Genomic DNA, 15,111 nt, shown 5'->3' with positions numbered 1-15,111 from the left:
GCTACTTCACTGGTGGAGGAACGTCGATCGCTCGGGCGGCGATGACCCGACGATACTCCAGTGCGCTGTCCTTGGGCGTACGCACCTGGGTGTCGTAGTCGACGTGCACGATCCCGAAGCGCTTCTCGTACCCCCATGCCCACTCGTAGTTGTCGAGCAACGACCAGTAGAAGTATCCGCGCACGTCGACGCCGGCATCCACCGCATCGACGATCGCACCGAGGTGATCACGGAGGAAGTCGACGCGCTCTGCGTCGTGCACACGATCTCCCTCGAGCACATCGTCGAACGCGGCGCCGTTCTCGGTGACGTACAGCGCGGTCCCCACCGGCTGCGCGTACTCGGTCCAGACCCGCTGGAGCAGCTCGGTGAGACCGGCCGGCTGCACCTCCCAGTGCATGCTCGTGCGCGGCAGGCCCCGTTCGTGCCAGAAGATGTGCTCGTGCGACGGGAAGGGGGATGCCGCCACGCGGTCGGTGGGCGCATCGCCCGGCAAGGGGGGTTTCGGGTCGGGCGTCGCCCCCACGAACTCACCGTGGTAGTAGTTCACCCCCAGCGCGTCGAGGTGCTGCGAGATGGTCTCGAGGTCACCCGGCAACGTGGCGGCGTCGAGCGCATCGATCGCTTCGGGTGCGACCGCGCGGATGTCCTCGATGGTGTCGGCCGGATACTGCCCGCGGAAGATCGGGTCGAGGAACCAACGGTTGAACTGCCCATCGATCCGCCGTGCGGCGTCGATGTCGAGCGGGTCCGTAGGGTCGGCCGCCTCGGCCACCGTGAGGTTGAGCGTGACACCGAGGCTCAACGACGCATCCCGCGCACGCAATTCGCGCACGGCCGTACCGTGGCCGAGCATCAGGTGGTGCGCGGCGAGGACGCCGTCGGTGACGCTGTAGCGACCGGGCGCGTGGATACCCGCCGTATAGCTGAGGAACGACGAGCACCACGGCTCGTTCAGGGTCGTCCAGTTCTCGACGCGGTCACCGAGGGCATCGTGCACCGACAGCGCGTACTCCGTGAACTGCTCGGCGGTCGAACGCACGGTCCAGCCGCCCCGCTCTTCGATCGCCTGCGGCAGGTCCCAGTGGTAGAGGGTCAGCCACGGGATGATGTCGGCGCCGCGGAGGTCATCGACCAGCCGCTTGTAGAAGTCGAGCCCCTTCGCGTTGACCGGACCCCCGTCGGGGCGCACGCGCGACCACGACACGGAGAAGCGATATGTGTCGAGGCCGAGATCCTTCATCAGGGCGACGTCGTCGCGGGAGCGGTGGTAGTGGTCGCACGCGACGTCACCGTTGTCCGCGTTGATGACGGCGCCCGGCACGCGGCTGAACGCGTCCCAGATGGATGCCGTACGTCCGTCCTCGAAGGCCGCGCCCTCGATCTGGTACGCCGCTGTTGCTGCGCCGAACCGGAACCCGGTCGGGAACGACCGTGGCGCGGTGGTCGACATCAGCGCAGACTCCTCGCGTGAAATGGTGCTCATGGAATCGTCTCCCGCGCTCAGCCCTTGACCGCGCCGGCCATGATGCCGCTGACCAGCTGCTTGCCCGCGAAGACGAAGAGCAGGATGAGCGGAATCGTCGCGAGCAGGACGCCGGCGAGCACGATCGAGTAGTCGACGAAGTAGTTCGCCTGCAGCAGCGACAGGGCGACGGGGAGCGTCGGGCTCTGGCGGTCGAGCACGATGAACGGCCAGAAGAACTGGTTCCATGCTCCGACGAAGGTGAAGAGGAACAGCATCGCGGCAGCAGGTCGCGCTGCCACCACTCCGACGGTCCAGAAGGTGCGCAACTGAGAGGCGCCATCGACGCGCGCCGCCTCGATGAGCTCGTCCGGCACCGCCTGGCCGATGTACTGCGTCATCCAGAAGACACCGAACGCGCTCGTGAGCGCGGGGACGATGATCGCGCCGATGTTGCCGGTCCACCCGAGGTCGGCGAACAGGATGTAGAGCGGCACGACACCGAGCTGCATCGGCACCGCCATCGTCGCGACGACGAAGGCGAGCAGCCACGTGCCGCCCTTGAACTTCAGCTTCGCGAACGCCCACCCCGCAAGGGTGGAGAAGATGACGACCGACGCGGCGATGATCGTCGAGCTGAAGATCGAGTTCCACAGGGCCAGCCAGAAGTTGACCGCGGGGTCTCTCATCACCGAAATCGCATTCTCGATGAAGTTTCCGCCGGGGATCCACGACATGTTGGGGTTGTTGATCGTGGACGAGTCGCCCGATCCGATCAGAAACGACCAGTAGTAGGGGAAGATCGCCGAGACCGCGACGACACCGAGTCCCATGTAGACCCAGAATCCGGCGCGGACACCACGAATCTTCGTCGTGCGTTCGTTGCGCCTGCGGCCGGCGGCATTCGGGATGCCCTCGTCGACGATGGCGAGGGGCGGTGTGCTGACAGAGCTCATCGCTGGGCTCCCTTCCGTGCGCGGCGGGACGCGGAGGCGCCTCGGGTTCCTTCGTCGCGGACGAGGCGACGGGTGATGAACAGGTTGATCAGACCGATGACGACGATGATGATGAACAGGATCCACGCGAGGGCAGCCGCCCGGCCGAAGTTGAACTCGCCCCAACCGATGTTGTAGAGGTACAGGGTGATCGTCAGCCACTGCTGTGCCGACCCACCTTGACCGGTGTTGTCGAACATGCGCGGCTCGTCGAAGATCTGCAGGCCACCGATCGTCGAGGTGATGATGACGAAGATGAGCGTCGGGCGCAACGACGGGAGCGTGATGCTGAGGAACTGGCGGAACGCGTTCGCGCCGTCGACCGTCGCGGCCTCGTAGTACTCGCGGGGCACGGCCTGCATCGCGGCAAGCAGGATGAGGGCGTTGTAGCCGGTCCAGCGGAAGTTGACCATCGTCGCAATCGCGATGTGGCTCCAGAACGGGTCCTTGTGCCACGGAATCGGGTCGAGGCCCATGTTGGTGAGGGTGTTGTTCACCAGACCGTGATTGTCACCGAACATGTTGCTGAAGATCAGCGCGACGGCGACGGGCGCCATCACGAAGGGGAGCAGAACGCTCATGCGCCAAAAGGTCTTCGCGCGGATGTTGCGGTCGAGCATCGCGGCGATGAAGATCGCCAGGATCAGTTGCGGCACGGTGGAAAGCAAGAAAATGCTGAAGGTATTGCGCAGCGCCGTCCAGAACTTGGGGTCGTTCAGGATCCAGGCGTACTGGTCGAACCCGACGAAGGTGCCGGAGTTGCGGACGAGATCCCATTCCTGGAACGAGATCACGGCCGTGAAGCCGATCGGGAAGATCCCGATGATCGCGAACATGATGAAGAACGGCGAGATGTAGAGGTAGGGCGAGAACTTGAGGTCCCACCGGCTCAGCTTCTGCGAGAACGGCATGGTGGTCTTTGGCCGATCCGGCGCAGGGCGCTTCTCGGGTGTCTTCCCGGGGCGGGTTTCGGTCGCAGTCACGTGAGGCTCCGTTGTCGGCGTGGTGAGGGAGAAAGAAGAGAGCGCGGGCCGCACCGCAAGGCGCGACCCGCGCTCTCAGGTCATCAGAAGGCGTTGACCTCTGCGACCCAGGTGTTCCACGAGGTGGTCTGGTCTTCGGTTCCGTCGAAGACGCGGTTCACCGCGTTCTGCAGTGCGTCGTGGTACTTGAAGTAGTTCGCGTCCTTGTACGGGGTGACCGTGATGGCCTCCGAACGGGCAGCGAAGATCTCACCGGTCGGCGCGTTGTTGAAGAACTCATTCGTCGAGTCGGTGATCGCGGGGTCGCTCTGTGCGTCGATCGCGCTCGGGAACTGACCGGCGTTGACGAAGGTCTTGGCCTGCTGCTCGGGAGCGGTCAGCCAGTCTGCCAGCGCCAGCGCAGCCTCGACGTTCTTGCCGTTGGCCGGAACGGTCAGGTACGAACCGCCCCAGTTGGCGCCGCCGTTCGGGAAGACATCGGCGATCTCCCATCCGGTGACCTCGGGTGCGTTGCCGGAGATGATGCCCAGCATCCAGCCCGGGCAGAGCATGGCGGCGAACTCACCGTTGGCCATGGAGGCGTTCCAGTCGTCGCTCCACTGGCCCGAGTATGCGGCGTTGGGGATCGCGCGCTCGACGACGAGGTTGTACGCGTCCTCGATCTCCTGGTTCTCCGTCGCGATGACCGTACCGTCGGGCTCGGTGTACGTGAACTCCATCTGGTTCACGATGCCCTGAAGCGCCGAGTTCGCCGCGTCGATCATGGGCTTGCCGGTGGCTGCCTTGTACTGGTCGGCCACGTCGAAGAAGTTGTTCCAGTCGCCTTCGAAGAGCGCGGCGACGTCGGCGGGAGCCGATGCGAGGCCGGCAGCCTCGAAGAGGTCGGCGCGGTAGCAGATGGCCTGCGGCCCGATGTCCGTGCCGAAGCCGACGAGACGACCGTCGCCGTCGGTGGCGCCAGCTTCCTTCCAGTCGAGCCAGCGGCCCTTGGCGCTGTCGGGAACCTCGGCCAGCAGGTCGGAGTACTGCATCGCCTCGGCGAACCAGTCGATCTCGACGGCCTCGACGTCGGCCAGACCTTCCTTGCCGAGCTTCTGGAAGTAGTTCGCGCGGGCGTCACCGGACTCGGCAGCCTTGTTGTGCACGATCGTGATGTTCGGATTCGCGTCCATGTACTCCTGGAGGAGTTCATCGGTGTACCCGAAGTCATTGAAGGTGGCGAGGGTCAGCTCGATCTTCTCTCCCGAACCCGCGTCGCCGGACGGGGCAGCGTCGCTGCTTCCGGCGCAGCCGGCCAGGACGATGGCGGACGTGGTCGCGACGCCGGCCACGAGGCCGATGCGACGCAGTGCGCGTGTGTTCACGTGTCACTCCTTTGTGGTGTGTTGCTGGTGCATGGATTGCGCGCCCTGTCCCCAGGACTTTCTGGGAGCGCTCTCACCGGACGATCTCGACGCTATGGGATCGCTCCCACGAATGTCAAGGGAGCGCTCCCATGATGCGGTCACGGTTCGGTAACAGCCCGCAACGACGCAGATCGGGAATCGCGGTGTCCGCCCCGTAGAATGGGCACCGACCCCGTTCCCGCGATTATTCGGAGCTCTTCATGCCCACCATCGTCGTCGACGTCATGCCCAAGGCTGAGCTGCTGGACCCGCAGGGGAAGGCGGTCTCCGGTGCGCTTCACCGGCTCGGCATCGAAGGCTTCTCTTCCGTCCGCATCGGCAAGCGCTTCGAACTGACGGTCGAAACCGCCGACGAAGCGACGCTCGCGACGGTGCGTCAGCTGGCCGACGACGTGCTTTCCAACGCGGTCATCGAGGATGTCGTGGGCATCGAGGTCGTGGAGTGACCGCCCGCATCGGGGTCATCACGTTCCCCGGATCGCTCGACGACGGCGACGCGCAGCGCGCCATCCGTCTCGCCGGCGGGGAGCCAGTCGCCCTCTGGCACGGATCGCACGACCTCGACGGTGTCGACGCGCTCGTCCTGCCGGGTGGCTTCAGCTACGGCGACTACCTCCGCGCCGGCGCGATCGCCGCGCTTGCCCCGATCATGAGCGAAGTGAAGGATGCGGCATCCGCCGGCATGCCCATCCTCGGCATCTGCAATGGCTTCCAGATGCTCGTCGAGGCACACCTGTTGCCGGGTGGACTCATCCGCAACGCGCACCAGCAGTTCATCCGCCGCGACCAGCGTCTGCGCGTTGAGAACGCGTCCACCGCGTGGACGAGCGGATTCGAGGTCGGCCAGGAGATCACGATTCCCCTGAAGAACGCCGACGGCGGCTACATCTGCTCCGTCGAGACGCTCGCGCAGATCGAGGGCGACGGCCTCGTGGCCTTCCGCTACGTCGGCGTGAACCCCAACGGATCGCTCGATGACATCGCCGGTCTCACGAACCCGGCCGGCAATGTCGTCGGCCTCATGCCGCACCCCGAGCACGCCGTCGAGGCCGGTTTCGGCCCGAACACTCCCGACGCCATGCGCTCGGGTGTCGACGGCCTGACGTTCTTCACCTCGGCCATCGCCGCAGTCGTCGCCGCCGCGGTCTGACACCCCTCGCTCGCTCGCTCGCCGAGCCGACAGCCTCGGTGCGAACCGACATGTCCGGTGCGCACGACGCGTGTCGGCTCGCACGAAGACTGTCGGCTCGCGGGCAGCGGAAAAACCCCGCGGCGACCGAGACCCGGTCGCCGCGGGGTTGGTCAGCTGGTCAGCCGATCTTCTTCCACGGGCCGTTCGCGTCACCGGGCGTCTGACCGCGCGTCCACCACTTCGCGGTGTAGCGCGCATCGCCCGACACCACGACGTCGCCCGCGACGAAGATCCGCGAGGCCGTCCAGACGGCGGTGCCGTCGGATGCCGTGATCTGCTGCTGCCAGGGCCCGTAGACGTCGCCGGGCTTCTGGTTCTTGGTCCACCACGAGGCAACCCAGCGAGTGCCGTCGTGGATCGCAGCCTCACCCGTGTTGTACACCTGGGTGGCCGCCCACGCTCGGAGGACCTCGACGGCGAGGGTCGCCTCAACGGCAGCGGCATCCGTCGCCGTGAGACTCGCATCCGCGCTGACGGTGGCCGTGCGAGTGCCGACGGTCGCCGTGTCGTAGCCGGTGACCGTGTACTCATCCGCGCTCAGCGCGCGCGTCGAGCCATCGGCGAACGTGCCGGTGACGACGACGGATGCCGGGTCAAAAGCCGACCCCTGCGCAACCAGGAGCGCGGCCGGCGCCACGGCCACCGATCACGGCTTCGGCGAGCTCGGCGAGATACGCCGCCTTCAGCGTCGGCACGGCGAGCGAGATCGCGCCGGTCCGCCCGCGCATGAGGTTGCGCGCGGCGACGTTGGCTTTGTACCCGAGCTCGTCGACGACGGCCAAGACACGCGTGCGGGTATCCGGCGCCATGCGCCCGGTGCCGTTGACCGCGTTGGATGCCGTCTTCATCGATACCCCCGCCTCCCGGGCGACAGCCTCCAGCGTCACGGTGCGACGGGGCGGCGTCATGGCATGCTCGCGTGCGTCACGCTCCGACCCTATCCGCCTGCGAGCGGGTACCCCACCCGGCTCGTCCTCCGGCATCCACGGCCCGCTCACCTGGGCTTGCCCGTCCGCCACCGATTTCGGACAATGACACCGGATTCGGATCGGAAAGCCCCTCGCGGCCCGAATCCACGGCATCCATCCGAATCCGGTGCGCGGTATCCGTCCGAATCCGGTCCACGGCAGCCGTCCGAATCCGCTGCAGGGCGAGCGTACGGCGAGCGGCGCGGATGCCTGTCACCACCGCAGCGGCCGAGCCGAGCGGGCGAGCCGAGCGGCCGAGGCGAGCGGGGCGGCCGAGCCGAGCCGGACCGCGTCAGACCGTGCCGACCGGCGGCCAGAGCCCGATGACGATCGCCATGATGAGGATCGTCGCCAACTCGAATCCGATGTTGAGAACCGTCAGCTGCGACGGGCGACCCTCGAACACGTCGTGCGTGATGAACCGTGCCGCCGTGAAGCCCGCCCACAGGGTCAGCGCCGTCACGACCGCCGATCCGAAGTACGCGCCGCCGTAGAAATGCCACGCGATCGCGACGGATCCGGCGAGCACCCACGCCGTCAAGAACGTCACGGCGAACGCCACCATCATCGGGATCACGACCGGTGCGCCCTTTTTGTCCAGGTCGATGCGCGCGAGTCGCGCCCACCGGTTCAGGAACATCACCGGTGAGTACCAGAGCGCCCCCAGCCCCATGCTCAGGACCGTCACGATCAGCACAGCCCAATAGTTGATCTCGGGAATCATCGCCGCCTCCTGCGCTGAGGCTACTCCGGGTAGCGTCGAAGGGTGACCCTTCTCGTCTCCGTGCCGCGTCCCGAACTCGCCCGTGATCTCGAACCGCTCCCCGAGGGTGTCGAGGTGATCGTCTGGCCGATGGATGCCGCACCACCGCGAGAGCACATCGATCTCGTCGTGCCGCCCTATATGGCGCTCCATCGCGCGTTGCCGCTGCTGGCCGATCTGCAGACCCGCCTCGTGCAGGGGCAGTCGATCGGATACGAGGGGATCGCGGAGATGTTGCCGACCGGCATCACGTTCGCCAACGCCGCGACGGTGCATGAGACGTCGACGGCCGAGCTTGCCGTCGCGCTCACGCTCGCCGTCCAGCGGCATCTCGACGCGTTCGCGGTGGACGGGCAATCGGGAACCTGGGCTCCCGTGTTCGCGCAGAGCCTGGCCGATCGGCGAGTGGTGCTCCTCGGCTACGGCGGCGTGGGCAAGGCCGTCGCCGCCCGCCTGGCCCCCTTCGAGGCCGAGATCGTGCCGGTGGCGTCGCGAGCGCGGGATGAGGACGGCATCCACGTGCACGGAATCGATGAACTCGCCGACCTCTTGTCCACCGCCGACATCGTGATCCTCAGCCTCCCCGGCGGTGAGTCGACCCGGCACATCATCGGCGAGGCGGAGCTCACGGCCCTCCCCGACGGCGCGCTGATCGTCAACGTGGGCCGCGGACCGCTGATCGACACGGACGCTCTCGTGCGCCACGCGAGCGCCGGCCGCATCCGCGCCGGGCTCGATGTCACCGATCCCGAGCCCCTGCCGCCGGATCACCCGCTGTGGAACACGCCCGGCGTGCTCATCTCACCGCACGTCGGCGGCGCCTCGAGCGCGATGCACCCGCGGATCGCGGCGCTTGTGCGGCGCCAGATCGGTCACCTGCTGGCCGGCGAAGAACCAGAGAACATCGTCGTCCGCACCTGATCGACCGGACGCGGCCGGTCGACATCGCCGCCGTGCCAGAGGTCGCCGCACTCCAGCGACACCGCGCCCTGCGCGCGCAGATAGGGCCCCGCACCGCGGTCGCCCGCCAGGCCGGCCGTCAACGCCGGCCAGTGCTGCCGCCCGATGAGCACAGGGTGCCCCGGCGCCCCCGCATAGGTCGCCTGGGACAGCGCAGCACCCGGGTCTCCCTCCCTCGCATGTGCGATCACGCGACGACACGCGGATGCCGGGAGCTCCGGCACATCGACCGGGATCACGAGCGCGGCAGCGGCATCCGTCGAGGTGGCAACCGCGAGAGCCGCGCGCACCGACGCGGACAGACCCTCGGCCCAATCGTGGACCGTGACGATCGTCACGCCGCCCGGGACGAGCAGCGTCGCATCCGCCGCGCCGGCCCCGAGTGCCACGATGATCGGGGCGCATCCCCCCGCAGACAGCGTCGAGACGGCCCGGTCGATCCATGGCCGACCCGTCTCGTCGCGCGCGAGGGCCTTGGGCCCGCCAAAGCGCGTGCCGGCGCCCGCAGCCAGGACGATGCCGCCGATGCTCACCAGGTGCACTCGACGGACGGTGACGGCGCCAGGCCGACGGCAGGGGGCGACGCCGCGTGCACGGGGCCCGATCCTTCCGACAGGCGCCCGCCGGTGGCGGCATGCCGGTCGGCGACGATCTCGGCGAGGATCGACAGCGCGGTCTCCTCGGGCGTCCGCCCGCCGAGGTCCAACCCGATCGGCGAGCGCAGACGCGCGAGCGCCGCCGTCGACACGCCCGCCTCGATCAGCCGGCGCGCACGGTCTTCGTGCGTGCGTCGACTGCCCATCGCCCCGACGTAGCCGGCGGATGAGGCGAGCGCTTCGCGGAGCGCCGGCACATCGAACTTCGGGTCGTGACTGAGCACGCACACCGCCGTGCGGGAGTCCAGCTGCTGCGCGGCCAGGTAGCGGTCGGGCCAGGTGACGCTGACCTCGGCGCCGGGGAAGCGCTCCGCCGTCGCGAACACATCGCGCGGGTCGACGACATCCACCTTCATTCCTGCGGCGACGGCCAGTCGACTCAGCGCGACGGCGAACTCGACGGCCCCGACGATGATCAGTCGCGGGGGCGTCCCGACGTGCACCGTCACGGCCTCGGCGTCCGCATCGAGGCCTCCGTCGACATAGCCGCGCCCGAGGTGCGGGCCGCCCGTCACGAGAGAGAACGACGTGGGAATCGCTCGGGCGTCCCGCTCGGCGAGCAGCACCAGGTCGGCGGCGGCCGGGCCAGCGGGCGGGACGGCGCGCACGAGCACCTCGATCACTCCGCCGCACGTGAGCCCCACCGCGAACGCGTCGGCGTCGCCGTAGCCGAAGCGGTCGACGAGCGCATCTCCGGAATCGATCACCTCGAGACAGCGTTCGTACACGGCCCCCTCGACGCAGCCGCCGGACACGTTTCCGAAGACCTCACCGCCCACCGAGACGATCATGCTCGCGCCGACGTCGCGCGGTGCGCTGCCGGCCACGCCGACGACCGTCGCGACCGCGAACGGTGTTCCGGCGCGCGCCCATTCGGCGGCGACGGGCAGGATTTCGCGCATGCCCTCACGGTAGGTGTCCGACGTTGCGGGGCTGTTGCCGATGCGTGAAACACGTGCGAAATGGACGTCTGTTTCACTCGTTTCACGCCGGGATCTGCCCGGTGTGCAGACCAGGAGTCGTCATGGACATCACGACGGTGCGCACGTACCGTGTCGCCCGCACGCGCCCCGACCTGACGTGTGCGCCGGGCGAGACGCTGATGGCCGGGGGCACGTGGCTCATGAGCGAGCCGCAGCCCGAGACGACCGCCTTCGTCGACCTGACCGGCATGGATTGGCCCGACCTCGAGGAGACCGCGGAGGGCCTGCGGATCGCGGCGACCTGCACGATCGCGACGCTGGTCGCCTGGGCGCAGCACGCGCCGCCCGACTGGCGGGCGGCCTCGCTCGTCCCCGATGCGGCGAATGCCCTGCTGGCCTCATTCAAGATCTGGAACACCGCGACCGTCGGCGGCAACATCTGCCGTGCGTTCGCCGCCGCCGCGATGGTCTCGCTCTGTGTCGCGCTCGACGCCGAAGCGGAGATCTGGCGCCCAGGCGGCGACGTACGGATGCCGGTGAGCGAGCTCATCACCGGCAACGGCACGACGTCCCTCGCCGCCGGTGACGTGCTGCGCGCCGTGTTCCTCCCCGCGGCGGCACTGCGCTCGCGGGCGTCGCTGCACAAGATCGCTCTGGCCGAGCTCGGCCGCTCCGGCGCGGTCGTCACGGGCCGCGTCGACGACTCCGGCGCGAGCGTCTTCACCGTCACCGCCGCGACGCTCACCCCGACGGTGCTGCGGTTTGCCGGGTTGCCCTCTGCCGACGAGTTGGCCGATGCGGTCTTGTCCGCGGACGGCTATTACACCGATCCCCTCGGCTCGGCCGATTGGCGGCGTGCCGTCAGCGGCGTGCTGGCCGAACGCATCCGGACGGAGCTGTCATGAGATTCACGGTCGACGGAGCACCCGTGCAGGCCGACCCTCGTCCGGGTCAGTGCCTGCGGACGCTCCTGCGTGAAAACGGGCGCACGGAAGTCAAGAAGGGGTGCGATGCCGGGGACTGCGGCGCGTGCTCGGTGCTGCTCGACGGCGCGCCCGTCCACTCCTGCCTGATTCCGGCCGAGCGTGTCGACGGTCGCGAAGTCACGACGGCCGCGGGCCTCGCGCCCGGAGATGACCTGCATCCTGTGCAGCAGGCACTCGCTTCGGGCTTCGGTTTCCAGTGCGGGTTCTGCACCCCGGGGATGAGCGTGACGGCATCCACACTGTGCGCGTCAGATCTCGACGACCTCGATCGGCGGATGAAGGGCAACCTCTGCCGGTGCACCGGCTACCGCCCGATCCGCGAGGCGATCCTGGGTGCGGTCCGCGAGACGGGACCCGCCCCCGCGGCCGAGGCCGAGACGGTCGGGCACTCCGTACGGCCCGAAGCGGCGGGACGCATCGTGCAGGGTCGCGAGCCGTTCACGTTCGACCTGCCGCCCGATCATCCGGCGGCCGCGGCGCTCGTGCTGCGGGTCGTCACGAGTCCACACGCGCACGCGAACATCGTTCACATCGATACGACCGAGGCCCGCGCCGTGCCGGGCGTCGTGGCGATCTTTACGCACGACGACGTTCCGCAGCGCCGCTATTCGTCGGGGCGGCACGAACACCGCACGGACGATCCGGACGACACCATGATGCTCGACACGGTCGTCCGGCACGTGGGTCAGCGCGTTGCGGCCATCATTGCCGAGACGGCCGAAGCCGCCGACGCGGCCCGCCGACTCGTTCGGGTGGAGTACGACGTGCTTCCGGCCGTCTTCGACCCCGATGAAGCACGTCAGCCCGGCGCGCCGCTGCTGCACCCCGACCGCACGCCGGAGGACCGGGTCGATCAGGCGCACCGCAATGTCATCGCCGCCGTCCACGAACGCACGGGCGATGCAGATACCGCCCTCGCAGCGAGCGCCGTCACGGTCTCGGGCACGTGGCAGAGCGCACGGGTCACCCACGCCCAGCTCGAAACGCACGGATCGATCGGGTGGCTCGACGACGACGGCCGGCTCGTCATCCGCTCCTCGACCCAGGTGCCCTTCCTCGCGCGCGACGAGATCGCCTACCTGTTCGACCTCGACCGCGACCGCGTGCGCGTGCATGCGGCACGGCTCGGCGGCGGATTCGGGGGCAAGCAGGAGATCTTCACGGAGGATCTCGTCGCCCTCGCGGTGCTGCGCACCGGGCGGCCGGTCGCCTACGAGTTCTCCCGCACAGACGAGTTCGTGCGGGCCGCCGTCCGGCATCCGATGCGGGTGCGCGTCGATCTCGGCGCCGACGAGACCGGGCGTCTGACGGCGCTGCGCGTCGATCTCCTCAGCGACACCGGCGCGTACGGCAATCACTCGCGCGGCGTCATGTTCCATTCGCTCGCCGAGTCGACGACGCTCTACCGGGTGCCCGCACGGCGGATCGACGCGGAAGTCGTCTACACGAACAACGTGCCGTCGGGGGCGTTCCGCGGGTACGGGCTCGGGCAGGTGATCTTCGCCGTGGAATCGGCGATGGACCTGCTCGCCGAGCGCCTCGGGATCGACCCGTTCGACCTGCGCCGCATCAACGCCGTGCGCGAGGGCGATGCGCTGCATCCCGATGCCGACCCCGACGACGTCGACCTCGTCTGGGGCAGCTACGGCTTGGATCAATGCCTCGACCTCGCCCAAGACGCCCTCCGCCGCGGCAACGGGGTCGCCGCTCCCGAGGGATGGCTCGTCGGCGAAGGCATGGCGGCGTCGATGATCGCGACGATGGCCCCGTTCGGCCACATCGCGCACACGACCGCGACCCTCCGCGCCGATGGCACGTACCTGCTGCGTGCCGGGACGGCCGAATTCGGCAACGGCACGACGACCGTGTTCCGGCAGATCGCGGCGACCGACCTGTCGACCTCTTTCGACCGGTTGGAGCTGTGGCACGCCGACACGGATGCCGTGGCGCACGACACCGGCGCCTTCGCTTCGGCGGGGATCACGGTGGCCGGCAAAGCACTGCACGCGGCCTGCCTCGCTCTCGCGCGCACGATGCGAGAGCGCGCGGCGAGCCTCACCGGCACGGCGGTCGAGGATGCCCGGCTCGGGCCGGACGGCGTCGAGACTCCAGCGGGCACCGTCGGCTTCGCCGCACTGACGGCCGACGGCGAGCTGACCGCCGATGGCAGCGAGCTCGGCGATCAGCGCTCCCTCGCCTTCAATGTGCACGCCGCGCGGGTCGCGGTCGATCCCGAGACCGGCACGGTCCGCATTCTGCAGTCCGTGCAGTCGGCCGACGCCGGTTTCGTGATGAATCCCGCGCAGTGCCGGGGCCAGGTCGAGGGCGGCGCCGCGCAGGGCATCGGCAGCGCCCTGTACGAAGAGGTCATGGTGGGCCCGGAGGGACGTGTGGAGAACCCGGTGTTCCGCACCTACCGCGTGCCGCAGTTCGCCGACGTCCCCACGACCGAGGTCTACTTCGCCGACACGAGCGATGATCTCGGCCCGTTCGGTGCGAAGTCGATGAGCGAGTCGCCCTACAACCCGGTGGCCCCCGCAATCGGCAATGCGATCGCCCGCGCACTCGGAGCTCGTCTGTACACGCTGCCGTTCCGTCGGGACCGCGTCTGGCGCCTCGCGTCACATCTCGGAAACAGGACCGCGCAAGCTCCCGAAATGTGAACGGCCTAACGTCGCGGGTGCACCTTTACACACAGGGAGACCCGATGCACACACTTCACAGGCCCCGCCGACGCGGCGCGGCCGTTCTGGCGTTGGCGGCAACCGCCGCCCTCATGCTGTCCGCCTGCTCGTCGACGGCCGCCCCCTCGGCGTCCTCCTCGGGCGACGCGGGCGCTTCCGCCGACTTCGGCGAGATCAGCGTTCAGTACTCGTGGATCAAGAACGAGGAGTTCGCCGGCGAGTTCTACGCCTATGACAACGGCTACTACGACGAGGCCGGTTTCTCGAACGTCGTCGGCGTCGCCGGCCCCGACACGGGCGTGGCGAAGCTGCTCTCCGGCTCGGTCCAGTTCGCCCTCACCGACGCTGCCTCGGTCGGCGCTGCGGTGGCCGAGCAGGATGCCCCGCTGAAGATCATCGCGACGACGTTCCAGAAGAACCCGTTCACGATCCTGTCGCTGAAGGACGGCGCGAGCATCGCGACGCCCGAGGACCTCATCGGCAAGAAGATCGGCGTGCAGGACTCGAACGCCTCGGTCTTCAAGGCCCTGCTCGCCGCCAACGGCATCACCGAGGACCAGCTCACGATCGTCCCGGTCGATTTCGACCCGACTCCGCTGATGAACGGCGACGTCGACGGCTTCATGGCATACCTGACCAATGAGGCCATCACGGTCGAGATGGCCGGTTACGAGGTCACGAACCTCGCCTACGCCGAGAACGGCCTGCCCTACGTGGCCGAGTCGTACGCCGTGACCGACGACTACCTCGCGAACAACAAAGACCTCATCAAGGCGTTCCTGATCGCCGAGATCAAGGGCTGGACGGATACCTTCACACAGCCCATCGACGACACCGTCGCGCTCGTGACGAAGTACTACAACGAGTCGGCCTCTGCCGGTGACCTCACCTTCGGAGACCTCGACCCGGCGAAGGTTCGGGCCGGGCTCGAGGCGCAGGCAAAACTCATTTCGACCGGCGAGACCGAGGCCAACGGCCTGTTCACGATCTCCGACGATCTGAAGGAGTCGACCCTCGCGTCGCTCGCCGCTTCCGGATGGGACCTGTCGGTCGACGACCTGTTCGACACGACGATCATCGACGAGATCTACGCCGAGAACCCCGAACTGAAGAACTACCTGCCCTAACCA

The 15,111-nt window shown here is 68.4% G+C and carries 15 protein-coding genes; 6 read left to right on the top strand and 9 right to left on the bottom strand.

Going from position 1 to position 15,111, the window contains the following annotated elements:
- Window position 1: 1 nt before the first annotated feature.
- The 4 genes from Q0653_RS07145 to Q0653_RS07130 form a co-directional block, all read right to left on the bottom strand.
- Window positions 2-1,486 carry a GH1 family beta-glucosidase gene (locus tag Q0653_RS07145; protein WP_298943775.1) on the bottom strand — a complete coding sequence of 495 codons (1,485 nt, stop codon included), beginning with the start codon at window positions 1,484-1,486 and terminating at the stop codon, window positions 2-4.
- A 17-nt stretch (window positions 1,487-1,503) separates the two neighbouring features.
- A complete protein-coding gene (locus tag Q0653_RS07140) occupies window positions 1,504-2,421 on the bottom strand; it encodes a carbohydrate ABC transporter permease (RefSeq protein ID WP_298943773.1) in 918 nt (305 codons plus the stop codon).
- Window positions 2,418-3,371, bottom strand: a complete 954-nt coding sequence (locus Q0653_RS07135) for a sugar ABC transporter permease (RefSeq protein WP_261606893.1) — start codon at window positions 3,369-3,371, stop codon at window positions 2,418-2,420. Before Q0653_RS07135 ends, Q0653_RS07140 begins: the two co-directional genes overlap by 4 nt.
- A 155-nt stretch (window positions 3,372-3,526) precedes the next feature.
- Window positions 3,527-4,807, bottom strand: coding sequence for an ABC transporter substrate-binding protein (locus Q0653_RS07130; RefSeq protein WP_261606828.1), 1,281 nt, complete (start codon window positions 4,805-4,807; stop codon window positions 3,527-3,529).
- A 242-nt stretch (window positions 4,808-5,049) separates the two neighbouring features.
- On the opposite strand from Q0653_RS07130, the gene purS reads away from it, so the two are divergent.
- Window positions 5,050-5,295 carry a phosphoribosylformylglycinamidine synthase subunit PurS gene (purS, locus tag Q0653_RS07125; protein WP_298943770.1) on the top strand — a complete coding sequence of 82 codons (246 nt, stop codon included), beginning with the start codon at window positions 5,050-5,052 and terminating at the stop codon, window positions 5,293-5,295.
- Window positions 5,292-5,999: a phosphoribosylformylglycinamidine synthase subunit PurQ gene (gene purQ, locus Q0653_RS07120; protein WP_298943768.1), complete on the top strand. Its 708-nt coding sequence runs from the start codon at window positions 5,292-5,294 to the stop codon at window positions 5,997-5,999. Before purS ends, purQ begins: the two co-directional genes overlap by 4 nt.
- 160 nt (window positions 6,000-6,159) lie before the next feature.
- On the opposite strand, the gene Q0653_RS07115 is transcribed toward purQ, so the two are convergent.
- The 3 genes from Q0653_RS07115 to Q0653_RS07105 form a co-directional block, all read right to left on the bottom strand.
- Entirely contained in the window at window positions 6,160-6,684 is a 525-nt protein-coding gene (locus Q0653_RS07115) for a carbohydrate-binding protein (protein ID WP_298943767.1), read from the bottom strand.
- Window positions 6,635-6,949: a LacI family DNA-binding transcriptional regulator gene (locus Q0653_RS07110; protein WP_298943765.1), complete on the bottom strand. Its 315-nt coding sequence runs from the start codon at window positions 6,947-6,949 to the stop codon at window positions 6,635-6,637. The genes Q0653_RS07115 and Q0653_RS07110 overlap by 50 nt, the downstream gene beginning before the upstream one ends.
- A 352-nt stretch (window positions 6,950-7,301) precedes the next feature.
- Window positions 7,302-7,733, bottom strand: a complete 432-nt coding sequence (locus Q0653_RS07105; RefSeq protein WP_261606833.1) for a DUF1761 domain-containing protein — start codon at window positions 7,731-7,733, stop codon at window positions 7,302-7,304.
- A 42-nt stretch (window positions 7,734-7,775) separates the two neighbouring features.
- On the opposite strand from Q0653_RS07105, the gene Q0653_RS07100 reads away from it, so the two are divergent.
- On the top strand, window positions 7,776-8,693 hold the full coding sequence (locus Q0653_RS07100; protein ID WP_298943763.1) for a 2-hydroxyacid dehydrogenase: 918 nt from the start codon (window positions 7,776-7,778) through the stop codon (window positions 8,691-8,693).
- Here Q0653_RS07100 and Q0653_RS07095 read toward each other — a convergent pair.
- Window positions 8,645-9,265 carry a nucleotidyltransferase family protein gene (locus Q0653_RS07095; protein ID WP_298943761.1) on the bottom strand — a complete coding sequence of 207 codons (621 nt, stop codon included), beginning with the start codon at window positions 9,263-9,265 and terminating at the stop codon, window positions 8,645-8,647. The two genes, Q0653_RS07100 and Q0653_RS07095, sit on opposite strands and share 49 nt — an antisense overlap.
- Window positions 9,262-10,290 (bottom strand): XdhC/CoxI family protein, encoded by a 1,029-nt coding sequence (locus Q0653_RS07090; protein WP_298743033.1) that lies wholly within the window; start codon window positions 10,288-10,290, stop codon window positions 9,262-9,264. Before Q0653_RS07090 ends, Q0653_RS07095 begins: the two co-directional genes overlap by 4 nt.
- A gap of 122 nt (window positions 10,291-10,412) precedes the next feature.
- Here Q0653_RS07090 and Q0653_RS07085 point away from each other — a divergent pair, with 122 nt between their 5' ends.
- From Q0653_RS07085 to Q0653_RS07075, 3 genes are read left to right on the top strand one after another with little or no spacing between them, the layout of a single operon-like run.
- Entirely contained in the window at window positions 10,413-11,216 is an 804-nt protein-coding gene (locus Q0653_RS07085) for an FAD binding domain-containing protein (RefSeq protein ID WP_298943758.1), read from the top strand.
- Window positions 11,213-13,960 (top strand): molybdopterin cofactor-binding domain-containing protein, encoded by a 2,748-nt coding sequence (locus tag Q0653_RS07080; protein ID WP_298943756.1) that lies wholly within the window; start codon window positions 11,213-11,215, stop codon window positions 13,958-13,960. Before Q0653_RS07085 ends, Q0653_RS07080 begins: the two co-directional genes overlap by 4 nt.
- Window positions 13,961-14,004: 44 nt before the next feature.
- Window positions 14,005-15,108 carry an ABC transporter substrate-binding protein gene (locus Q0653_RS07075; protein ID WP_298943754.1) on the top strand — a complete coding sequence of 368 codons (1,104 nt, stop codon included), beginning with the start codon at window positions 14,005-14,007 and terminating at the stop codon, window positions 15,106-15,108.
- Window positions 15,109-15,111 lie beyond the last annotated feature (3 nt).

It is taken from the genome of uncultured Microbacterium sp. (assembly GCF_947488465.1).
Classification (GTDB): Bacteria; Actinomycetota; Actinomycetes; order Actinomycetales; family Microbacteriaceae; genus Microbacterium.
This window is presented reverse-complemented; position numbering and strand designations above follow the sequence as displayed.